This is a genomic window from Culturomica sp., from assembly GCF_003524185.1.
In the GTDB taxonomy this organism is placed as follows: Bacteria; Bacteroidota; Bacteroidia; order Bacteroidales; family Marinifilaceae; genus Culturomica; species Culturomica massiliensis.
In genome coordinates this window covers 65,080-87,739 of the sequence record NZ_DOED01000031.1, presented here as the reverse complement: position 1 = coordinate 87,739, position 22,660 = coordinate 65,080, and the positions used below count along the sequence as shown (strand labels likewise).

Below are 22,660 nucleotides of genomic sequence, written 5' to 3'. Positions count from 1 at the left end.
TCAATGTTTTGTGTTTTCAGAATTTTCAAGTTTAGTTGACATTAAAAAACGAACGTTTTTTTTGGCTGTAGTCCATAAAGGCGTTTAATGTTTAACCTAAAATTGAGTATTTATGAAAAAACGAATCGGACTTTTCGTATTCCTGTCATTTATAGGAATGCAAACGATTTTTGCCCAGACCGTTACAATAAACGGAAGGGTAACGGATGTTGCGGATAATGCGCCTTTACCCGGAGTAAGTGTTAGAATAAAGGGTAGTTCGGTCGGGGTGGCAACGGATATTGACGGGAAATATACTTTACCTGTGAACCGGCAAGATGTGTTGGAATTTTCGTTCGTGGGGATGGAAACGGTGGAAGTTCCTGTCGGAGATAAAAACGTGATTGACGTGCAAATGAAAGCGGTTTCCTTGAAAATGGAAGAAGTGGTGGTGACGGCTCAGGGGATGACCCGTCAGCAGAAGGCTTTGGGATATTCGGTGCAGAACCTGAAATCGGAAGAGTTGATGCAAACCCGTCAGATGGACTTGAATAATGCTTTAGTCGGAAAAGTAGCCGGGGTACGTTTTTGGGGAAGTTCGGGAGCTACTTTCGATGCCGGAAAAATTGTTTTAAGGGGAACCAGTTCATTGAATGCCGGAGGGAGTGAGCCCATTTATGTGGTGGATGGGGTGATTACCAGTGCGAATTCGATCAACATGGATGATGTGGAGTCGGTAAATGTGCTGAAAGGACCTGCTGCGACCGCTTTGTATGGTTCCCGTGGAGGTGACGGGGCGATTATTATTAAAACGAAGGGGTTGAAAGGGCAACGTATGGCTATAAATCTTAGTCATACACTTGCTTTTGAAAAAGTATACCTGCATGGAGATTATCAGAATGAATACGGAGGTGGAAATTTGGGAGCTACGGCAGAGATGTATACTTTTAAGTATAATCCGTCGAAACATCCGGCTTATTTGAGTGTCATGGACGGAGCTCCTTATTATGATTACGCTTCTGACGTAAGCTGGGGCCCCAGGATGGACGGACGTATGTATGCTCCCTGGTATGCCTGGGATCCTACTCATCCAAAATTCGGGCAGTTGGCCCGGTTCAGTCCGCCTCCGAAAGATAACCTGGAAGAATTGTTCCAAACCGGGATGATAAATACAACCAATGTATCGGTAGCTCATTCGGGGAAAAATTACATGTCGCGTGTTTCTTTTACGAATATATCCCGGAAAGGGATTATGCCCAATAGTGATGCGGCCCGCCGTTTCCTGTCCATCAAGACGAATTTTAAAGCTTCCGAACGGTTGAATATTGCTTTGGATTATAAATATTCATACCGGCGGAATCACAATAATGCTCAGGAAGGATACGGAAATACGGGAAATGCTTTTTATACCTTTACCCAGTGGTTTCACCGGAATGTAGATGTCCGGGACTTGAAAGATTACAAACGTCCGGACGGTACGTTCCGTTCCTGGAACATCAATTCTCCGACAAATTTAAAGCCTACTTATCATAACAATCCTTTCGCTATTTTTTACGAGGAAAACTGGCAGAGTGTCTATCAGTGGAATGTCTTCAGTGCGGATGCTTCCTATGAAATCCTTAGTAACCTGAAAGCCGGTATACGGGTAAACGGTAATTTACGTAATTATAACAGTTATACGGCTATCCCGATGAATCTGCTGGGAGAAACATCGCGTTACTCAACCAGTCAGAATAGTTTGATTGATATGCAGATACAGGGACGTGTAACTTGGTCCGATCAGTTTTTCGCTAATAAGTTGGCTTTGGATGCGGCTTTTTTCCTTGAAAACCGGAATTACCGGTATGAATCGGTGGGTGCTTTTACCCGGGACGGACTGATTATCGATAAATTTTTCAATGTCAGTGCTTCTTCCGGACTTCCGGGAGGTGAGAACAGTAAAACCCGCATGAAGGAGAGAAGTGTGTATGGGACGGTAACGGCCGGTTGGGACAATACCTATTATTTGGATCTTTCCTTGCGAAACGATTGGAGTTCGACCTTGCCCAAAGATAAAAACAGTTATTTGTACGGAGGTGTCTCTGCTTCTGTTATTGCCAGCAATTGGCTTAAGTCCGAATGGCTGAGTTTCTGGAAATTGCGTGCCTCCGTTGCACAGGTGGGTAAATCGACGAGTGCCTATAATATTTCGGAAGTGTATACGACGACGAAATACGGACAATTGACGGCGATGAGGCATGACGACCGGATGAAGGACCCGAATATCAAACCCACGATTTCCACGGCTTATGAAATCGGTACCGAATTCCGCTTGTTTAAAGACCGGATTTGGGGAGATTTTAATTTCTATAACCGGGATGCTAAAAATCAGATCATTAATATCGGTTTGACTCCTGCTTCCGGGTATTCTTCACGTACGATAAATGCCGGTAAAATCCGGAACCGGGGAGTTGAGCTGGCTATCGGCGGTTCGGTGGTTAAAACAAAGGATTGGATTTGGGATTTGAATTTCAATATCGCCCGGAATGTAAATACATTGATCGAATTGGATGGAAATTTGAAAACATACAATTGGGCCTGGCTGAGTTATAGTACCCGTTTGTATCTGGTAGCGGAGGTTGGTCAACCGATCGGTGTGATTCAGGGATCTGTCTGGGAAAAGGACGGGCAGGGTAATAAGATTTTGCGTAAACGGTCGAATGAAGGCCATCCTTACGGAGACTATACCTTGAATACGGTCAATAATGCGAAAGAAAAACTGGGTAACGTACAGCCGGATGCTACGGGAGGATTTTCGACTTCGCTCCGGTATAAAAATCTGGCTTTCGGGGCGTCTTTCGATTATCAGATCGGTGGAAATGTGGCTTCCGTCAGTAATATGTTCGGCGAAATGGCCGGTTTATTGGAAACAACCGTCGGTAAAAACGACCGGGGAGTGGACATCCGTATGCCGTTGGAACAGAACGGAGGGGTAAAAGTGGAAGGTGTCGTCAAAAATCCGGACGGGACATACTCACCTGTGTCTACTCATGTTGCCGCCAATTATTATTTTGATAAAAAAGGGAGTATCTGGGAAGACTATGTATATGATGCCAGTTATCTGAAATTGCGTGAAATTTCGCTGACGTATACCGTACCGGTGAGTTTGCTCAAACGTTTGGGCGGAGGAATCAAATCAGCCAGTTTGTCATTTGTAGCCCAGAATCCCTGGTTGATTTATTCGGGTATGCCCAATGTAGATGTTTCGGAGGTCGGTAATGCTTATAACAGCTATATAGAGCAGGGACAGGTTGCAAGTACCCGGAGTTTCGGTTTTACCATAGATATGACATTTTAATTAAAACAACAGGATTATGAAAACGATAAAATTATTGATACTGATTATCGCCGGAATGATATTGCTTTCGCGTTGCGACGATTTTGGAAGTGTAAATGTGGATCCCAATAAGGTATCGACTCCGGATACCCGTTATCTCTTTATGTATACTGCGCTTTATGTTCCTAATTTTGCCTGGGTGGGCAATTACGATCCCTGGAATCAGTTGTATCCTCAGTATATTGCCGAGCGGTTGAATATCCAGTATTCGAATTATGCTATGACGGAATTCAATACGAGTGGTTATTACCGCCGGATGATCCGTAATCTGGACGATATTATCCAGCTTTGTTCGGATGAAAAAACGAAAGGAGCAACCTGGGTACAGGCGTTCGGTAAGATTGAAAACCAGATTGCTGTAGCCCGTACATTGCGGGCCTATGCCTATATGCATCTGACGGATGCTTTGGGAATGATTCCTTATTCGGAAGCCAATAAAGCTTTGGAAGGTTTGTATACCCCTAAATACGATACCCAGGAATTTATTTATACCGATCTTGACAAAGAGCTGAACGAAGCTTTTACTCAATTCGATGTTTCTGCGGGGCTGGACGGGACATTTGATATATTTTACAAGGGGGATATGAATAAATGGAAAAGATTGAATGCAACTTTGCGTATGATGATGGCGATTAAATTATCGAAGGTCGCTCCAGCCATCGGGAAAACCCGTTTTGCCAAGGCTTATGCCGACGGTGGAATTACTGCAAATACAGATTTGTTCAAATATGCCTATCTGCCTGAAAATGCGAATGCCAATCCTTTGTGGGAGAATATGATTTTAGACGGGCGATGGGATTTTGTTCCTTCAGCTACAATTATCGATCAGTTGAAAGCTTATCACGATCCGCGTTTAAAGGCTTATACAGTTCCGAATGAGAACGGGGAGTATATCGGATTGCCTTACGGGTTGCGGAAGGACGACCTGCCTTCCTGGCAGACCGGAAGTTATTGCAATTTTCATCCGAAATATTATAAACAGGATGCGGCGATTACAATTATCTCGCCTTCCCACGCTCTGTTGTTGTGCGCAGAAGCTGCTGTAAGGGGATGGATTGGTGCGGATGCAGAATCGCTTTATAAAGCCGGTATAGAAGCTTCATTCAGTCAGCATGAATTGGAGTATGATCTGGATGCTTATTGTGCGCAGCAGGAGGTGGAATTTGCCGGTACGGAGGAACAGAAAATTGCTAAAATCGCTATGCAGCGCTGGCTGGCTAATTTTATGCAGGACGGAATCGAAGCCTGGTCGGACTGGAGACGTTTGGGCGTTCCCGATCTGAAGCCGGGTCCGAATGCGGACGTAACCCATATTCCCTACCGCCGTCATTATGCGTCGGACGATTTTACTCCCAATATGGCAAATTACGAGGCCGCTATCGCTTTACAGGGGCCGGATAATTTCGATACCCGGGTATGGTGGAATAAATGACATATTCGAAAGGCTGTAAATATTCCACCTGGGTATTGATAGATGGGCTGTCCGAAAGAGTCGAAACCGACTTGATCGGACAGCCTTATTCGGATGGATCAGACAACGATGTTTACGATCTTTTTGGGGACGATAATCATTTTCCGGATTTCTTTTCCGTCCAGGTATTTGGCGGTTTCCGGAGCAGCTTTTACGGCGGCTTCGATTTCCGCATGATCTGCTGCCAGAGACAAGGCCAGTTTAAAACGGACTTTTCCGTTGAACGATACCGGGTATTCGAAACTGTCTTCCACCAGGAATTTTTCGTTCCATTCGGGGAATACTGCCGTCGTAACACTATCGGCATGTCCCAGTTTATGCCATAATTCTTCGGCGATATGGGGAGCAAAAGGAGCGATGGTGATAACCAAAGGTTCGAGTATGGCCCGTTTGCTGCATTTTAAGCCTGTCAGTTCGTTGGTACAGATCATAAAAGCCGGAATCGAAGTGTTGAATGAAAAATTCTCGATATCGGATTCGATTTTCTTGATGGTCTTATGCAATGTCTTCAGTTCTTCTTTGGTCGGTTCTTCATCTGTAATGATCAGTTTGTCGTCGTTGACGTATAATCTCCAGAATTTTTTCAGGAATTTGAAAACACCGTCTATACCTTGTGTATCCCACGGTTTATGGGCTTCCAGCGGTCCGAGGAACATTTCGTAAAGACGAAGGGTATCGGCTCCGAATTCCTCAATGATATCATCCGGATTAACGACGTTGTACATGGATTTGGACATTTTTTCCACCGCCCAGCCGCAGATGTATTTTCCGTCTTCCAGGATAAATTCCGCGTTGGCGTATTCCGGCATCCAATTGCGGAAGGCTTCCTGGTCGAGAACGTCATTGTGTACGATATTGACGTTGACATGGATTTCCGTTGTTTCGTATTGGTCTTTTAACCCGTAGGAAACGAATTTATTGGTGCCTTGTATCCGGTAAACGAAGTTGGAGCGTCCTTGTATCATCCCTTGATTGATCAGCTTCTTGAACGGTTCGGATTCGCATACATACCCCAGATCATACAGAAAGTGATTCCAGAAACGGGAATAGATCAGGTGGCCGGTGGCATGTTCGGCTCCTCCCAGATATAAATCGACATTTTTCCAATATTCGTTGGCTTCTTTGCTTACCAATGCCTTGTCGTTGTGCGGATCCATGTAGCGTAAGTAGTAAGCTGAAGAACCTGCAAATCCGGGCATGGTATTTAATTCCAGCGGATAACCTTCTTCTGTTTGCCAATTTTGGGCCCGTCCCAATGGCGGTTCTCCGGTTTCCGTCGGTAGGTATTTGTCGATTTCCGGTAGCTCAAGCGGTAATTTCGATTCATCCAGCATATAAGGCATATCGTCTTTGTAATAAACCGGAAACGGTTCTCCCCAATAGCGTTGGCGGCTGAAAATAGCGTCCCGCAAACGGTAATTGATTTTGCTTTTGCCAATCCCCCGCTTTTCTACGTCTTCGGCGATGTATTTAATCGCTTCTTTGACCTCCATGCCATTGATTACACCGCTGTTGATCATTTTTCCTTCCTTGGCATCGTAGGAACTTTCAGAAAGGTCGATCGGCTGGCCGTTGTCAATGACCGGTACGATGGGCAGATTGAATTTACGGGCAAAGGCATAGTCCCGGCTATCGTGGGCCGGAACAGCCATAATAGCTCCTGTTCCGTAACCGGCAAGCACGTATTCACTGATCCATACGGGTATGGCCTGTTGTGTAAAAGGATTGATGGCATATGAACCCGTGAATACTCCGGTTACTTTTTTGACTTCACTTTGACGTTCCCGTTCGGTACGTTTTGCTACATAGTCGAGGTATTCATTCACGGCTTGCTGCTGGGCCGGAGTGGTCAGTTGCTTTACGTAATCACTTTCCGGAGCCAGTACCATAAAGCTGACACCGAAAATCGTATCGGGGCGGGTGGTGAATACCTGTAATTTCAAGTCGTTGTTTTTCACATCGAAAATGATATCGGCACCTTGTGAGCGTCCGATCCAGTTGCGTTGGATGTCTTTGAGGGAATCCGACCAGTTGATCCGGTCCAATCCGTCGAGCAGGCGCTGTGCGTAGGCAGAAACGCGTAGCGACCATTGACGCATTTTTTTCTGTACGACCGGATAGCCGCCCCGCACGGACAGGCCTTCTTTCACTTCGTCGTTTGCCAGTACGGTACCCAGTTGGGGGCACCAGTTGACCATGGTTTCAGCCAGGTAAGCCAAACGATAATTCAACAGAATCTCCTGTTGTTCCTTTTCAGTTTTAGTTTTCCATTCTTCTGCCGTAAATTGAAGGTTTTCCCCACAAGCTACATTTAATCCTTCAGTTCCTGTACTTTCAAAAGCTTTCACTAATTCTGCAATAGGCATTGCCTTTTGTTCGTCGTTGCAATAAAAACTATTGAACATCTGGATAAAAGCCCATTGTGTCCACTTGTAATAGTGGGGATCGCAGGTGCGGATTTCCCGGTTCCAATCGAATGAAAAACCGATTTTATCCAGTTGTTCCCGGTAACGGGCTATATTTTTATCCGTCGTGATAGCGGGATGTTGGCCGGTTTGAATGGCATATTGTTCTGCCGGCAAGCCATAGGCATCGTATCCCATGGGATGAAGTACGTTAAAACCTTTGAGGCGTTTGTAACGGGAGTATATGTCGGAAGCGATATAACCGAGCGGATGTCCTACATGCAAGCCTGCTCCCGAAGGATAAGGAAACATGTCCAATACGTAGTATTTCGGTTTGGCAGGATCTGTGTCTACCTGATAGGTTTTGTGTTCTTTCCAGTAGCTTTGCCATTTTTTCTCGACTTCCTTGAAATTATATTCCATAACGCTATGTGATATTTATTTATGATTTCATTTTGAGGCACAAAGATATAAAGGAAAAACCAAAAGCTGAAACGGAGAGAAGGAAATAAAAAAACAGACATAAAAAACGTGCAGACAGATTTACCGCCTGCACGTTTTAATATGTCCGCAAATTTTTATTTCTGTGTAGAAGGAGCTAAATTGAAATTCAATCCCATTTCGAATTTGGTACTTTCATTGACGATAACCACCATATCGGCCATGGCCATTTTCATCATCATAATCATGAAATCGCCGTTTGCGTCCATACCCTGAACAATTTCGTTAATCAGGCCCATAAAAGGCTGCATCATATCCCGGGTCACGTAGGCTTCCAATTTGTTGTTTGTAATTTTGTAGTTAAGAGGAAGGCCTTCTTTCAGAATTTTGTCCAGGTCGATGGCCGGATTCTCTGAGGCTCTGGATGTCAGTGAAGGCAATCCGTCCGGAAACATCACGTCTAAGTGCGGTATCAGGTAAACTTTGTCACCTTTGATTTTGTAAGAAACTGCTCCGGCAGGAGATTGGGTGGGTTGACCGTCCTCCCCTTTGATGGAAGCAACCAGTTCACCGTCGGCTTTGAACGTGACATTGAACAGGTATTCTTTTACATAAGCCCCCATTAATTCATTGATGACATTTCCAAAGTCTTTGTTGGAAATGTGATTTTCGATGAACATAACAGAGTCGGTGGCGTTTTCCAAACGAACATTGATTATCGGGTCGTTCTCATCTCCGGTTGCTGTGTTCCAGGTGTTTACCAACGGAGATACATCGTCGTCATCGTCACTACAAGAGGTGAATGCTGCACAGCTTAAGGCAAGCATGAATAAATAAAGTAATCCTTTTTTCATTTTCGTTTTTAATTAGTTGTTAGACAAAATAAATCGGTGTTGATTTATTATTATTGAGGTGTAAAAAATGGCGCCATTTTTTGATTATAATATATAAAAAAGCAAAAAGAATGCCATTTTGTGAAAAACAAAGTGTTCTTTTTTCAATTTTTATTTTCAGTCGTTTTTATGACGGAAAGGGTTTAGTTTCGGTGGTTTGATGTCGAATAGGTTGTAACTTAAAGCTAACGTTCCCCGCATGTGGAGCATTTTATAATCGAAATACTGGTTATCCGGTTTAAAAATATCTTTCATACCGCAACTGAAACGCAGTCCGATTTCGATGCGGGAAAATAATTTTCGTTCGTATCCCAGGATAATGCCTGCATCCCAGTTATCCAGAATATCGTTGAAGTTGATATTCAGAGGTTCGTCATCTATGGCTCCGTTGTAAATACCTTCATCGGTCATCATAAAGCCTTTGTTTACCTTGATATCGAATTTCCCTTGTAAGATATAAGCGAAATAGGCACCGAATATCAACCGGTCTTTTTGATTCCTGAACGTGTACTTGGCATATACCGGAATTTCCAGCATGGTGAAATTCATTCCCATTTCGGCAGATCCTGTAAACCGGGCGATGACGTCGTTTTTTTCGTCGTTGAACCGTTGGTTTTCGATTCGGGCATCGGCATCGATAGATACTTTTTTATAGGAAACTTCTGCGCCGATACCCCACCTATTTGTAATCGGAAAGCTCAGTTTTGCTCCCAGGGAGGGATAGAGTTGAGGATAGGGATTAAAAGGGCTTGGGACGTTGCTGAACGGAAAAGGTATCGCCCCTCCGATATCCGTTCCCAATTGTACTCCCAAAGCAAAACGATATTCTACATTTTGAGTTGAAGGGATCGTATCTTGTTGAGCCTGTACTGATAAACCGATCAATAAGAATAGTATAACGATATAGGATGCTATTTTCATAATGTGCTTTTTAAGTCTGTCGGCTTAGTTGATTTTACGTTTCGGGTTTCTTTTTGTATAAAGATTATAAAACCTTTTGTGTATTATCAGTTGTAGAATATTTAATAGTTTATGACGACATTGTCAGCAGTCAGCTTACTTCCGACAGCACCGATAAAAATATCTCCTTTCCGGCTGGATGTCATGACGATAGCGATGTGTGTCGGTTCGATATGGTTGTAGGCGCTGTTGTATTCGATGGGAATCGTGTATGTGTGCCAGTTTTTTAGCGTTTGGTTTTTTCCGTCGAATATGAGTTCCCCTTCCCCGAGTATTGTCAGATCTGGAACCGGTTTTTCGTGGTATTCCAGTGCGCCTTTTCCACCCCAATGTAGAATTTTTACCCAGATTCGTCCGGAATCTGTTCCGGTCAGGTTGTGAAGTTTATATTTCCCGCTTTCTTTTACAGATTGTTGTAATTGACTACCTGCTATATATTTGGCGTCGACACTGATGGATATCGGTTTTAACGTGAAGGGAATTCCGAAATGAGTCATAGCCGGCGGATTGTTCAGGGCTGAAATTTTCATTTTGAATTTCCCGGTAAAGATAGTTCCTGCCGTAATCAGTTCTCCGATACCCAAGCTGTTCAGGTTCTGCAACCCGGTTGTCATTTCTGCTGCTTTTCCACTATTGTACAAAACCGGTTTGGTACCTTGTACAAAACTGTTGTTAGCTGTTGCCCAGCCTAGGCCTTCTCCCGGAGTAGGATCGATATTTACACTTTTGCTTCCTTCGTTGATCCACAATTCGAAATCAGAATTTTCAATGGAAGAAACGAGTTGGATGTTCCAGGTTCTTTCATCTCCGTTTGCTGCTTTTAATGTGATGTGTTTTTCAGTATCCGAAGGTGAGGTAAACGTGAAAGAGTCTCCGTCATTATAATCCACATATTCAGCATCTTCTGTTTTAGTGAAAACAGGGGTGATGATGAGGGGCCAGCTCAGGTTCTTTTTCAAGATGATGCGGATGTTGTTCCGCCATTTGGAAACCGAAGCTTCTTCTTCCGTCAGATTTATGGACTCTAATTCTATCTCGGCATTCAGTTTATCTACCAATTTGATCTCTGCCGGATGTGGTTTTCCGCTTTCGGAGATCAGGTAAAAATTGTGTGAGTCATATATATTCTCAAAAGTAAATTCCTTGAGATTTAATTTTTGATCATTTGCACTGATGGCGTCATCCGTCGTTTTGGAAAGACGGATATCTGTAGAAATCGTCAAGGGAAAATTTTTTCTTCCGAATTCCAGCGGAATTAAAACCACATTGTCATTGATAATTATATTTTCCCGGTCCAGTTCTATACCCGGAGAAATATTTGTAATAGCAAAAGAAATAATTTCAGCATCGTCACTCAGATCATTGACTTTCGTACACGAAGCCAGCCCCAACAATCCTGTCAATAAAAAGTAAAGAATACGCTTTTGCATAAAATTTTATTTAAATTATAATTTGTCTATGTCCGAGATTTAAATATTCAGCAAAATGAATGCCAAAAATACGTTGTCGGATTTATAATTCTATTCCGGTAAATATTCGTAAGGCATAACCGATACCGAAACTGATCGCAGCAATGCCGAGACTGATGATAGCCATTTCGGAGAAACGCCGTTTAAAGCTTTCGCTACGTACAACAGCATAATAATAGTTGAAGACAGCGATAATGAGCAAGGCTCCGGAGAGGCAAACACCCAAAGCTCCGTATACGTTCGGCATAAATACGAACGGTGCTATCAATACAATAACAGTGATTATATACGCAATTCCGGTGTAAATGGATGCTTTTATTGCATTTTTTCCGTCTTTTTCTGCCCGGGTAGACAGGTATTCCGAGGCTGCCATTGAGAGTGCAGCAGCGATTCCGGTGATTCCGCCTGTAAGAGCAACCAGTCTGGGAGATTGCAGCGCAAATGTGTAACCGGCCAGGGCTCCTGTAAATTCGACTAAGGCGTCGTTCAACCCCAATACCACAGAACTCATATAATTCAACCCTTCCTCGTCAATCAGACCGATGAGCTTGATCTCGTGTTTTTCTTCTTCCGTTGCCATCGTCTGCAGATCAACGTTGTCCCAGTTTTTGTATACATGTTGGGCGATGACTTCCCCCTTTTCCATCAGTTTGATTCCGAATGTCAGGCCGAATAAACGGGCAACCCAGACACAACGCCGGATTTTCCAACGATCGGGAGCCGGTGTACAGCCGGTGTATTTTTCGAGCAAGCGGTAATGCTTCATCTCTTCTTCGGCTAGTTCAGAAAGAATCTGCCGGTTGTGTGCATTTTTTTGTATCCGTGACAGACGGTTGTAAATGTGATATTCTGTAATTTCATTTACCTGAAAGGTTTTAAGTTGTTTGATTTCTTCAGAAGACATGGTGTATTAAATTTAAGATGAAAATAAAAGAGGCTTTTGACGGCCTCTTTTAATCACTGTCGTTTAGATTAACGACATGAAATATGGTGAAGTTACTTTATTCATCAAAGAATAAAATGATCACTGATGGATCTGTGTTCTAAAACGTTCCGGATGGTTTCCGCAAACATATCGGCTACAGAGATGATTTTGATCTTGGAACTTTGTTTTTTCAATGGGATGGAATCGGTGAAAATCACTTCTTCTAAGGCCGATTTTTCGATCCTTTCATAGGCTTCACCTGAAAGAACGGCATGTGTTGCAACAGCTCTTACTGTTTTTGCACCCATTTTCTTCAGCATATCGGCTGCTTTACAGATCGTTCCGGCTGTATCGATCATATCGTCGACGATAACGACATTTTTATCTTCGACATTACCGATCACTTTCATTTCAGCCACTTCATTCGGTTTCTCCCGTGTTTTATGACAGATAACCAATCCTGAATTGAAGAATTTTGCCCATGAATTAGCCCGTTTTGAACCGCCGATGTCCGGAGAAGCAATCGCCAGATTATCCAGTTTTAAGGATTGGATATAAGGAGCCAGTACGGTTGAGCCATACAGATGATCTACCGGAATGTCAAAAAATCCCTGAATTTGGTCGGCGTGTAAATCCATTGTCATGATCCGGTCAACACCTGCTGCATGGAGCATATTGGCAACCAATTTTGCTCCGATGGCTACACGGGGCCGATCTTTGCGGTCTTGACGGGCAAAACCGAAATACGGAATTACGGCTATGACTTTGTAGGCGGATGCCCGTTTAGCGGCATCAATCATCATAAGCAACTCCATAAGGTTATCACTGGGCGGAAATGTGGACTGTATGATAAATACATGGTCCCCTCTCACGGTTTCGTCGTAAGCGGTTGCAAATTCCCCGTCGCTGAAATGCAATAAGGTTTTTTTACCTAATTCTAAATCGAGAGATTTAGCGATGTTGTCAGCAATATATCTGCTGTTTTCTCCGGTAAAAATCTTGACTTCGGAAAGATCTGACATATAAATTTTGTTCTTGATTACACTACTGCAAAAGTATATAATTAATCGGAAATACCGAAAGATTTAATCTATAAAGCCGGGAGGAAAATTTTAGATTTTAATTTTAAGTGTGGCACAGAGGTCGGTCCGATAAAAATTTATGATTTACGGTTTTTGATTGGAGTTGCAGACCGGTTTTCAGAGGGGTTTTTGATTGATATTATAAAATTGCAGAGTCATTAAATCACAAAAAAGATGTTGAGCAAAAAATGAAAACGAATCAGGTTGAAACGGAATCGTAAATCAAAAATCAGAAATTGTAAATCAGAAAAAGATTGGTTTTTTGCTTTGTTCTTTAAATTACCGATAACTGGACGATTTTTTTTATCTTTACCCCAAATAACTATTTAAACTCATAATTTATGAAAGAATTACAAGGATACATTGAGAAGAACAAAGAACGTTTTTTGGAAGAATTATTTGAATTGATACGAATTCCTTCGATATCTTCGGAAGCCGAACACAAACCGGATATGTATAAATGTGCCGAGAAGTGGTGTGATATATTGTTAAAAGCCGGCGCAGACAAAGCTGAAGTGTTTGAAACGGAAGGTAATCCGGTAGCTTACGGAGAGAAAATTGTAAATCCGGCTTTACCGACGGTGTTGGTATACGGACATATGGATGTGATGCCTGTTGATCCGCTTGATTTATGGAATACGAAGCCGTTTGAGCCGGTTGTAAAAGATGGTAAAATATGGGCCCGGGGAGCGGATGATGATAAAGGGCAGAGTTTTATGCATGCCAAGGCTTTTGAATATATGGTGCAAACCGGAAATTTGCCTTGTAATGTGAAATTTATGATAGAGGGAGAAGAAGAGATCGGTTCGCCCAGCCTGCCTAAATTTTGTCAGGAGCATAAAGATATGTTGAAGGCAGATGTTATTTTGGTTTCGGATACGAGCATGATTGCTGCGGATATACCTTCCATTACAACGGGTTTGCGGGGATTGGCCTATTGGCAGGTGGAAATGACAGGACCTTGCCGGGATTTGCATTCGGGATTGTTCGGTGGGGCTGTGGCTAATCCGATCAATGTTCTGGCTAAAATGATTGCCCGGATGGTGGATGATAAAGGTCATATTACAATTCCCGGATTTTATGATGATGTGTTGGTTGTGAGTGCTGCCGAAAGAGCAAAAATGGCAGAAGCGCCTTTCAATCCGGAGGCTTATAAAAAAGCACTTGGTGTGGATGATGTATTCGGCGAAGAGGGATATACGACCAATGAAAGAACGGGAATTCGTCCTACATTCGATGTTTGCGGAATTTGGGGAGGATATACCGGCGAAGGTTCAAAAACCGTATTGCCTTCTAAAGCATTCGCTAAAATAAGCTGTCGGTTGGTACCGAATCAGGATCACGAGAAGATTGCGGTATTGTTTAAGGAGTATTTTGAATCGATAGCACCGGATTATGTGAAGGTAGAAGTAACTTCTTTGCATGGAGGACCGGCTTATGTTTGTCCGATTGATTTACCGGCTTATAAGGCAGCAGAGAAGGCGTATGCAGAAGTGTACGGAAAAAATCCGGTACCTTTCCGTTCCGGAGGCAGTATTCCTATTATTGCCGCTTTTGAACGGATTTTAGGAATCAAATCTGTATTGATGGGATTCGGTTTGGAATCGGATGCCATTCATTCTCCGAATGAAAATTATCCGTTGGAGCAATTTTTTAACGGTATCAAGACAATTCCTCTGTTCTATAAATATTTTGCGGAACAGCATTAATTGCCAGAATAATAAAGCCCGTTCGGTATCATCTGTTTTTTCCGGAAGGGTAATACACTACAATAACCGGGAAGCGCTTCCCGGTTATTGTAGTGTATTACCGTTTCCACTTGCTGTAATTGCAGCCGTATACCACTAAAGCATCCTGTCAGGAGATACTCAAAAAAAGATTGCGGGTGAATTAATTTTCCTCTTTCAAAGGTTTGAATCCATGGCCCAGGATTTCTTTAGAATCGATTACGTTAATAAAGGCATCCGGATCGATTTCCTGTATGCGGTGTCTCAGTATCATCATTTCGCGACGGGTTAAAACCGTATAGATAACATTCCGCTCTTCGCCCTGGTACATTCCGACGGCAGGCAATAAAGTGGCTCCCCGGTTGATATCGTTTATGATGACTTGTTTTACCATATCGACTTGTTTGGTTACAATCATCATGGTCTTGTAGACAGATCCTCCTTCCAGTACGACGTCGATAACCTTTCCTTCGATAAAGACAACGATCCAGGAATACATCGGTAGTGTCCATTCTCCGAATGCGAGGACGGTAGTCAATGTGATGGTACAATCCACTAATATGACTAATTGCCCTAAGGAAATGTGAGTGTATTTGTTCAGAATCATAGCGATGATATCCGATCCACCGGAAGTTGCCCGGGATTTGAAAATCATCCCGATCCCGATTCCATAGACGATTCCTCCGAAAATAGCAGAGAGTAGTTCCTGGTTTTCTCCCAGTAAAGCTCTGTACCCGTATATTTCGTGGATAAGACCCATAAAGAGCGGAATAGCAAAAGTGCATATAACCGTTTTAATGCCGAATTTGGGTCCTAGGAAATAAATGCCGATCAGCAGTAATGGAATATCCATGCACAAAGCCGTTAACTCGGTACGCCATCCTAATAGATGGTGTAATACGATAGACAACCCATAAGTACCTCCCGGGGCGAACCGATTGGGTTCGGCAAATAGAACCGCTCCCAGGGCGAAAATAAAACATCCTCCTATCAACCAGGAATAAGTAATAAAAAAATCTTTAGAAAATAGTTTCTCTTTTGTAACGAAAGCCATAACATACAACTTATAATTTGACGATGGCAAATGTATAAATTGTTTTCAGCATTAATTTCCGTTTCTGATCGTTTGGTAATATTGTTATATTATTTATGATCAGTGTTTTATGTGTTTGTGGGTGTGCATATTCATACACTTGTCGGCATATTTATACAAAAACCTTTTTTCAATCTGAAAACGATTGAATTTTTTGATTAATAATTTTTATGTACCCCAGATTTCGCGGATTTGATGATTTATGACTATGATCCGGAGGAACGGGATCGTTTTGAAAAAATTTTAAATTGGGTATATAAGCCGGCTTGAGGAGGATTTATGATTGCACAAATCAGCTTATTGCAGATAAGGAATCAAGTTGCGGCAGAATCGTAAATCTAAGATCATAAATCAAAAATAATTACATCCGGGTACGATAAGTCAGCGTTGTTTTCTTCGGTTTTTGAATAGTCCATGGCGGATTTGGCCCCGGTCGGGATTGATGAGTAAAGTTAAGTCGATAAAAGGAAGGATACTGATACGGGGGGCTTTATCGTATGAATTTACAAAGGTACCATCCGGTTGTGTTGTCTGTCCGATCCATTCGGATATCCGGATATAGGCTGCTTTACAGGCGGCTGAAATTCCGACCCGGGGACTGATGTAGTAAGTGAGTCTGACATTGCCTTCCAGAGCATAGTCCGAAGACAGGTCGATACTGTATAAGAGAGCGTTTAAACTATAATGGAAACGGTTGGAAAAATACGAGTCGAATTGCAGGCCTCCGTAATACAATACTTTTTTGTTCAGGATTTGCGTATGATAAAGTGAGTGAAAGTAATCGAACGGGGGAATTGTATTTTTTCCGCTGCTTAAATAAAATTCAGTTCCCAAACGGAAGCTGAGAATCTTTTCCGGTGCAGGATTAGGGCATCCCAATACCTGCGGATTTATGAGCCAGGAGAGAATCAATTCGTGACGCATGGCTATACCGGGATCCAATTTTACAGAATCGGCAATGAGGTCTTTAAAACCTGTCGATTGAAGAATTTTTAATCCCGGCCAGGGGTAGTATAACGTATGTTCGCTGCTGAAAGAAATGCGATTGCCGTGTAGCCAGCGATGTTTGATTCCCAGGTTGGGCATAATCCACTCTTCGCCTATATGCAGCAAGAGTTCCGTCGATTTTGTCATTCCGATGCGGGAGGTATTGAAAAGACTCAATTCTGCCCCATCGCTTTTGATGATTCCGGCTGTTCCCGTATGCCAGGAAGAAGTAACCGGCTGGCCTTTGCTTTTCCCCGGAATATTCCGTTGCAGCCATTGATTTTCGTCTTTGCTTTCTTGTGCGGGAAGAGAATAAAATAAAAAAGAAAGCAGAATCGATAATATGATTTTCATAAAAATTGGCGGTAATATTCTAAAATTGATTTTATTGCATGTGCCGGAACGAAATCGGTTATGTCTTCGCCTTTTTCGATCTTTTCCCGGATTTCGGTGGAAGACAGCGGGAAAAGAGGAGCATCTATTTTTGTGATGTGTGTGTGTGAAATGGCCGAAATGTCAATACCGGGACGTGGATACACAAAAACCGGCCACCGGGCGGTGATTTCTTCGTGTTTTTTCCACAAATGGAAATTACGTAAGTTATCGGCTCCGATGATCAGGGCGAATGTCTTCTCCGGATGATTTGCCGATAGTTTGTTTAATGTGTCAATTGTATAGGACGGTTTGGGCATTCCGAACTCGATGTCACATGCCTGCATATTTTTTTCTCCGGTCAAAGCGGCTTCCAGAATTTCCAAACGCTTGTTTTCTGTGAGTAAGGTATCATTTTTTTTCAATGGATTATGCGGACTGATGACGAACCAGATTTCGTCGCATAAATGATTTATCAGCAAATATTTTGCTATCTGGATGTGCCCGTTGTGAATCGGGTTGAATGAACCGAAAAAAAGTCCTGTCATGAAATTCAATGTTGGAATAAACGGTCAAATATATGATTTTATTATTACTTTTGCGCCCGCAAAAAAAAATTGATACGTATAAATTTTAAGTGTAAAGAGGATTTTTTATGCCTGTAGATTTTACCGATTTCATAGATTGAATGATTTTTGATTTTAAAGAGAAGCAGGACAATAGAATCACAAAGTAAAAAAGGCAAATCATAAATAATATGTTGGATTTTATAACAATTATCGATTATATCGGGACATTCGCTTTTGCGATCAGTGGTATTCGTCTGGCATCGGCCAAGCAGTTCGATTGGTTCGGTGCCTACGTTGTCGGTTTGGCTACAGCTATCGGCGGCGGAACGATTCGTGATATATTGCTCGGCGTGACTCCTTTTTGGATGACCCAGCCGGCTTATCTGATCGTTACCGGAGTAGCCGTATTGTTTGTGATCGCATTTGGAAAATACGTTATTCGTTTGAATAATACGTTTTTTATTTTCGATGCTATCGGCTTAGGGCTGTTCGCTGTCGTCGGAATAGAGAAGAGTCTGGCTTGCGGGTTTGATTTTTGGGTAGCCATCATTATGGGAACAATGACGGGTGCTGCCGGAGGAGTGATTCGGGATGTCTTTATCAATGAAGTACCTTTGATCTTTCGCAAAGAAATATATGCTATTGCCTGTATTTTCGGCGGTTTCGTCTATTATGTATGCATGCATATCGGTTTCCCGCCGGCATTTACCCAATTGGTTGCTGCGATAGGTGTGATTATGGCGCGTGTATTGGCTGTAAAGTATCACATCAGTTTACCGGTATTGAAGGGACTGTAAATAGATTTTGGATTTACGATTTTAGATTTACGATTCTGGTTCAGCTCGATTCGTTATTTACATTCCGCCGATTTGTGTGATTGGTCAAAAATCGTAAATTAAAAATCCTTTTCAGTCCGGCTTGTGTAGCCCGTCTGAAATTTAAAATCTACAATCTGCATTTAAAACGCCGGATTTGTTTCAGGCGTTTGTCAGGAAATCTCTGACTTTTTTTTCTGCTTCGGCTTGTGCTTCCGTTAAATTGTCATTAACGATGATCGTATCAAACCGATCGGCAAAGCTCATTTCGTATTCGGCTTTGTTTACCCGTTCTTCAATTTTTTCAGGACTGTCGGTATTCCGTCCGATTAACCGCTGGCGCAGGCATTCGATTGAAGGAGCCTGTATAAAAATGGAGAGCGCATTTTTTCCGAATTTTTGTTTGATATTGATACCTCCTTTGACATCGACATCAAAGAGAACTGTGTGCCCTTTTGCCCAGATACGCTCGACTTCCTGTTGAAGGGTACCGTAGAAACAGCCGGGATAAACTTCTTCCCATTCGAGGAATTCATGGGCAGCAATTCGTTTTTTAAAATCGTCCTGGGTGAAGAAATAATATTCTTTTCCATGTTGTTCCTTGCCTCTCGGTTGACGGCTGGTTGCCGATATTGAAAATTCCAGCTCCGGGTTTTTATCCAATAAATACTTGACGATGGTGCTTTTCCCGGCTCCGCTCGGTGCTGAAAATATGATTACTTTTCCCATAGATAGACCCCCATTTATTTTGACTTACGATTTCTGATTTTTGATTTACGATTCTGTTCGAACTTGATTCATTTTTATTTTTTGCTCAACGTCTTTTTGTGATTCCATGACTCAGCGACTTTATATATCTATTAAAAATTGTAAATCAAAAATCTTTAACAGGCCGCTCTGTATGTCTGATCGTAAATCTGAAATTAATAACCGTGTTTTTATAAAATATTCAAGCTTTGTTCTTTGATTTTTTCAAGTTCGTCTTTCATACGTACAACCAATTTCTGTATGTCGTGATCGTTGGCTTTTGAACCCATCGTATTGATTTCTCTTCCGATTTCCTGGGAAATAAATCCGAGCTTACGTCCGGGAGCTTCCTCTTTTTCTGCCGTTTCGATAAAATATTTGCAATGGTTATTCAAACGTACTTTTTCTTCGGTAATGTCCAGTTTCTCGAGGTAATAAATGATTTCCTGTTCCATGCGGTTTTGATCGACATTACGGATTTCCTCCCATTCTTTCATTTTTTCCATAAGCCGTTGACGTACGCTCTCTATCCGGCGCCCTTCGTATTGAGGCACTTCGGCAGCAAAACTTTTGATCAGATCGATACGATGCAGAATATCCCGGATCAGTACTTCGCCTTCCTGAATCCGGAAAGTATCGAGAGCTTTCAATGCTTTTTCGATACCGCTTTTTAAAGCCAGCCATTCCTCCTCGTTCAACTCTTCAGTTTGTTGCTTTAAGGTATCCGGAAAGCGCATAATGGTTTGGAGTAATTCGTTGTTATCGGTATCTATGCCTAATGTACCAGCGATTTCTGTCATTTGCCGGAAATATTGTTCTATTACCGGGCGATTGAGGGCAACCGTTTTGTCGGTTTCCGAATTATCGAAATAGATGCTCACATCGACTTTGCCCCGTTCGAGGTAAGTTTTCGCAAGATTACGGATGTCCATTTCTTTTTCTCTATAAAGATTCGGCATCCGGAGGTTGATATCCAATTGTTTGGAATTCAGGCTTTTTACTTCGATAACGACTTTCTTCTGATTGTATTCAACCGTCGCTTTACCGAAACCGGTCATGGATTTTATCATAATATATTGATTTCTATGTACTTTATTAAATTAGTTTTCCGTTTAAAGACTTTTATAATTTTTGATTAAAAAGATTATAAAATTTCCGAATCAGTCAATAGACTTGTTTCGAAACACAAAAATAACTTTTTTGCCGGATAAACTGCCGGAGATTGGAAATTATGTTATTGACGGGTGCGGGGGAACTGCTTTCGGTTGAATTTATGATTTTCTATATCGGATAACGGTTAGGGAAGTTGATTTTAGGGGTATATTTCTGTAAAATAAAAATCATTATCTTTACGGTCTGAAAATTCTTTTGTCGTTTAGGGAGAAAGGATTACGGTTAAAAAGAGCCGGATAAGTATGGAAAATGGCTGTCCGGGATATTCACATGAACAAAGGAGTCGCTTAAAATTTAAATAGAATATATGGAAAATATCCGCAATTTTTGCATTATAGCACATATCGATCATGGGAAGAGTACACTGGCAGATCGTTTGCTGGAGTATACGGGAACTGTGACGGGAAAAGATTTGCAGGCGCAGGTGCTGGACGATATGGATCTGGAAAGAGAGAGAGGGATTACGATTAAAAGTCATGCCATACAGATGGATTATCTGTATAAGGGGCAAAAATATGTATTGAACCTGATTGATACTCCGGGACATGTGGATTTCTCGTATGAGGTTTCCCGTTCTATCGCTGCTTGTGAAGGGGCCTTGTTGATTGTCGATGCTACTCAGGGAATTCAGGCCCAGACCATATCCAATCTCTATCTGGCGGTAGAGAATAACCTGGAGATTATTCCGATATTGAATAAAATGGATATGCCGAATGCCATGCCCGAGGAGGTGAAGGATCAGATTGTGGAACTGATCGGATGCAAGCGGGAAGATATTATTGAAGCCAGCGGAAAGACCGGATTGGGGGTAGAAGAGATTTTGCACGCAATTGTGGAGCGTGTCCCGCATCCGGAGGGCTTTCCGAGCCAGCCTTTACAAGCTCTGATCTTTGATTCGGAGTTCAATTCTTTTCGGGGGATCATTACCTATTGCCGTATTGTCAACGGGAGTTTGAAAACCGGGGATAAGGTAAAGTTCGTCAATACCGGAAAAGAATATATAGCGGATGAAATCGGGGTGCTTCGTCTGAAGCCGGAGCCCCGCAAGGAGTTAAAAACCGGAGATGTGGGTTATATCATTTCCGGTATCAAGACTTCTTCGGAAGTGAAAGTCGGGGATACGATTACGCATGTGAATGAACCGTGTGATGTGGCGATTGACGGTTTTGAGGAAGTAAAGCCGATGGTCTTCGCGGGTATTTATCCGATAGATGCCGAAGATTATGAAGATTTACGGGCTTCGATCGAGAAATTGCAGTTGAATGACGCTTCATTGACTTTCGAGCCTGAATCGTCGGCAGCTCTTGGTTTCGGTTTCCGTTGCGGATTTTTGGGTATGCTTCATATGGAAATTGTACAGGAGCGTCTTGACCGGGAATTCGATATGAATGTCATTACGACGGTTCCCAACGTAATGTATATTGCTCATACGACTAAAGGAGAAGTATATGAGATGCACAATCCGTCGGATATGCCGGTAGCCAATGCCCTGGATTTTATTGAGGAGCCGTTTATCCGGGCCCAGATCATTACGCCTACGGAGTATATCGGCCCGATTATGACCCTTTGTCTTGGAAAACGGGGTATTTTGCTCAATCAGCAATATCATACCGGAAACCGGATCGAGATTACATATGAAATGCCGTTGGGAGAGATCGTATTCGATTTTTACGATAAGTTGAAAAGTATAACGAAAGGATATGCTTCTTTCGATTATTATCAGATCGGCTACCGGAAGGCAAATCTGGTCAAACTGGATATTTTGCTGAATGGGGAATCGGTCGATGCCCTTTCGGCTTTGATCCATTTCGACAATGCTTATGATTTCGGCCGGCGGATTTGTGAAAAACTGAAAGAATTGATTCCCCGCCAGCAGTTCGATATTGCGGTACAGGCGGCTATCGGTGCAAAAGTCATTGCCCGTGAAACGATAAAGGCTGTCCGGAAGGATGTGACGGCCAAATGTTACGGAGGTGATATTTCCCGTAAGCGTAAATTACTTGAAAAACAGAAGAAAGGAAAGAAACGGATGAAACAGATCGGTAATGTCGAGGTTCCCCAAAAAGCTTTCCTGGCTGTGTTGAAACTCGATTAATGATAATTTCTGACAAGCCGTGTATGAAAAAACGATAAGAAAGTTGATGACCGGGAGGGCAGGTGATTATGTTTTAAAGTT

General features: G+C 42.5%; 16 protein-coding genes. 5 read left to right on the top strand and 11 right to left on the bottom strand.

The window, feature by feature from the left end; all coding sequences use genetic code 11:
• Positions 1–112: 112 nt before the first annotated feature.
• Both DD657_RS10585 and DD657_RS10580 read left to right on the top strand, forming a co-directional pair.
• Positions 113–3,316 (top strand): SusC/RagA family TonB-linked outer membrane protein, encoded by a 3,204-nt coding sequence (locus tag DD657_RS10585; protein ID WP_287049839.1) that lies wholly within the window; start codon positions 113–115, stop codon positions 3,314–3,316.
• A gap of 16 nt (positions 3,317–3,332) precedes the next feature.
• A complete protein-coding gene (locus tag DD657_RS10580; RefSeq protein WP_021987794.1) occupies positions 3,333–4,787 on the top strand; it encodes a SusD/RagB family nutrient-binding outer membrane lipoprotein in 1,455 nt (484 codons plus the stop codon).
• A 98-nt stretch (positions 4,788–4,885) separates the two neighbouring features.
• Here the strand turns inward: DD657_RS10580 and leuS are convergent, their stop codons facing one another.
• From leuS to DD657_RS10550, 6 genes are all read right to left on the bottom strand, one after another.
• Positions 4,886–7,654 (bottom strand): leucine--tRNA ligase, encoded by a 2,769-nt coding sequence (leuS, locus tag DD657_RS10575; RefSeq protein WP_287049838.1) that lies wholly within the window; start codon positions 7,652–7,654, stop codon positions 4,886–4,888.
• A 155-nt stretch (positions 7,655–7,809) separates the two neighbouring features.
• A complete protein-coding gene (locus DD657_RS10570) occupies positions 7,810–8,526 on the bottom strand; it encodes a hypothetical protein (RefSeq protein ID WP_021987796.1) in 717 nt (238 codons plus the stop codon).
• A 156-nt stretch (positions 8,527–8,682) separates the two neighbouring features.
• Complete coding sequence (locus DD657_RS10565) at positions 8,683–9,486, bottom strand: porin family protein (RefSeq protein ID WP_021987797.1); 804 nt, start codon at positions 9,484–9,486, stop codon at positions 8,683–8,685.
• A 101-nt stretch (positions 9,487–9,587) separates the two neighbouring features.
• On the bottom strand, positions 9,588–10,955 hold the full coding sequence (locus DD657_RS10560) for a PCMD domain-containing protein (protein ID WP_287049837.1): 1,368 nt from the start codon (positions 10,953–10,955) through the stop codon (positions 9,588–9,590).
• Between the two features lie 82 nt (positions 10,956–11,037).
• A complete protein-coding gene (locus DD657_RS10555) occupies positions 11,038–11,898 on the bottom strand; it encodes a VIT1/CCC1 transporter family protein (RefSeq protein ID WP_021987799.1) in 861 nt (286 codons plus the stop codon).
• 104 nt (positions 11,899–12,002) lie between these two features.
• On the bottom strand, positions 12,003–12,941 hold the full coding sequence (locus DD657_RS10550; RefSeq protein ID WP_021987800.1) for a ribose-phosphate pyrophosphokinase: 939 nt from the start codon (positions 12,939–12,941) through the stop codon (positions 12,003–12,005).
• 401 nt (positions 12,942–13,342) lie between these two features.
• Here DD657_RS10550 and DD657_RS10545 point away from each other — a divergent pair, with 401 nt between their 5' ends.
• Positions 13,343–14,710, top strand: coding sequence for a dipeptidase (locus DD657_RS10545; RefSeq protein WP_021987801.1), 1,368 nt, complete (start codon positions 13,343–13,345; stop codon positions 14,708–14,710).
• 181 nt (positions 14,711–14,891) lie between these two features.
• Here the strand turns inward: DD657_RS10545 and DD657_RS10540 are convergent, their stop codons facing one another.
• The 3 genes from DD657_RS10540 to nadD form a co-directional block, all read right to left on the bottom strand.
• Complete coding sequence (locus DD657_RS10540) at positions 14,892–15,782, bottom strand: YitT family protein (RefSeq protein ID WP_021987802.1); 891 nt, start codon at positions 15,780–15,782, stop codon at positions 14,892–14,894.
• Positions 15,783–16,202: 420 nt separating this feature from the next.
• A complete protein-coding gene (locus DD657_RS10535) occupies positions 16,203–17,162 on the bottom strand; it encodes a hypothetical protein (protein ID WP_287049836.1) in 960 nt (319 codons plus the stop codon).
• Entirely contained in the window at positions 17,159–17,728 is a 570-nt protein-coding gene (gene nadD / locus DD657_RS10530; protein ID WP_021987804.1) for a nicotinate (nicotinamide) nucleotide adenylyltransferase, read from the bottom strand. The genes DD657_RS10535 and nadD overlap by 4 nt, the downstream gene beginning before the upstream one ends.
• Before the next feature lie 209 nt (positions 17,729–17,937).
• On the opposite strand from nadD, the gene DD657_RS10525 reads away from it, so the two are divergent.
• On the top strand, positions 17,938–18,546 hold the full coding sequence (locus tag DD657_RS10525) for a trimeric intracellular cation channel family protein (RefSeq protein ID WP_021987805.1): 609 nt from the start codon (positions 17,938–17,940) through the stop codon (positions 18,544–18,546).
• A gap of 180 nt (positions 18,547–18,726) precedes the next feature.
• Here the strand turns inward: DD657_RS10525 and gmk are convergent, their stop codons facing one another.
• Together gmk and DD657_RS10515 are read right to left on the bottom strand one after the other, a co-directional pair.
• Positions 18,727–19,293, bottom strand: coding sequence for a guanylate kinase (gene gmk, locus DD657_RS10520; RefSeq protein WP_287049833.1), 567 nt, complete (start codon positions 19,291–19,293; stop codon positions 18,727–18,729).
• A gap of 209 nt (positions 19,294–19,502) precedes the next feature.
• Complete coding sequence (locus DD657_RS10515) at positions 19,503–20,381, bottom strand: YicC/YloC family endoribonuclease (protein ID WP_068691447.1); 879 nt, start codon at positions 20,379–20,381, stop codon at positions 19,503–19,505.
• Between the two features lie 410 nt (positions 20,382–20,791).
• Between DD657_RS10515 and lepA the strand changes: the two genes are divergently transcribed.
• Positions 20,792–22,579, top strand: a complete 1,788-nt coding sequence (gene lepA / locus DD657_RS10510; protein WP_021987807.1) for a translation elongation factor 4 — start codon at positions 20,792–20,794, stop codon at positions 22,577–22,579.
• The last annotated feature ends 81 nt before the right edge of the window (positions 22,580–22,660 follow it).

Excerpts from the sequence above, each read along its gene's own strand:
- DD657_RS10585 (WP_287049839.1), top strand. The coding sequence starts at position 113 with ATGAAAAAACGAATCGGACTTTTCGTATTCCTGTCATTTATAGGAATG.
- DD657_RS10580 (WP_021987794.1), top strand. The coding sequence starts at position 3,333 with ATGAAAACGATAAAATTATTGATACTGATTATCGCCGGAATGATATTG.
- leuS (WP_287049838.1), bottom strand. The coding sequence starts at position 7,654 with ATGGAATATAATTTCAAGGAAGTCGAGAAAAAATGGCAAAGCTACTGG.
- DD657_RS10570 (WP_021987796.1), bottom strand. The coding sequence starts at position 8,526 with ATGAAAAAAGGATTACTTTATTTATTCATGCTTGCCTTAAGCTGTGCA.
- DD657_RS10565 (WP_021987797.1), bottom strand. The coding sequence starts at position 9,486 with ATGAAAATAGCATCCTATATCGTTATACTATTCTTATTGATCGGTTTA.
- DD657_RS10560 (WP_287049837.1), bottom strand. The coding sequence starts at position 10,955 with ATGCAAAAGCGTATTCTTTACTTTTTATTGACAGGATTGTTGGGGCTG.
- DD657_RS10555 (WP_021987799.1), bottom strand. The coding sequence starts at position 11,898 with ATGTCTTCTGAAGAAATCAAACAACTTAAAACCTTTCAGGTAAATGAA.
- DD657_RS10550 (WP_021987800.1), bottom strand. The coding sequence starts at position 12,941 with ATGTCAGATCTTTCCGAAGTCAAGATTTTTACCGGAGAAAACAGCAGA.
- DD657_RS10545 (WP_021987801.1), top strand. The coding sequence starts at position 13,343 with ATGAAAGAATTACAAGGATACATTGAGAAGAACAAAGAACGTTTTTTG.
- DD657_RS10540 (WP_021987802.1), bottom strand. The coding sequence starts at position 15,782 with ATGGCTTTCGTTACAAAAGAGAAACTATTTTCTAAAGATTTTTTTATT.
- DD657_RS10535 (WP_287049836.1), bottom strand. The coding sequence starts at position 17,162 with ATGAAAATCATATTATCGATTCTGCTTTCTTTTTTATTTTATTCTCTT.
- nadD (WP_021987804.1), bottom strand. The coding sequence starts at position 17,728 with ATGACAGGACTTTTTTTCGGTTCATTCAACCCGATTCACAACGGGCAC.
- DD657_RS10525 (WP_021987805.1), top strand. The coding sequence starts at position 17,938 with ATGTTGGATTTTATAACAATTATCGATTATATCGGGACATTCGCTTTT.
- gmk (WP_287049833.1), bottom strand. The coding sequence starts at position 19,293 with ATGGGAAAAGTAATCATATTTTCAGCACCGAGCGGAGCCGGGAAAAGC.
- DD657_RS10515 (WP_068691447.1), bottom strand. The coding sequence starts at position 20,381 with ATGATAAAATCCATGACCGGTTTCGGTAAAGCGACGGTTGAATACAAT.
- lepA (WP_021987807.1), top strand. The coding sequence starts at position 20,792 with ATGGAAAATATCCGCAATTTTTGCATTATAGCACATATCGATCATGGG.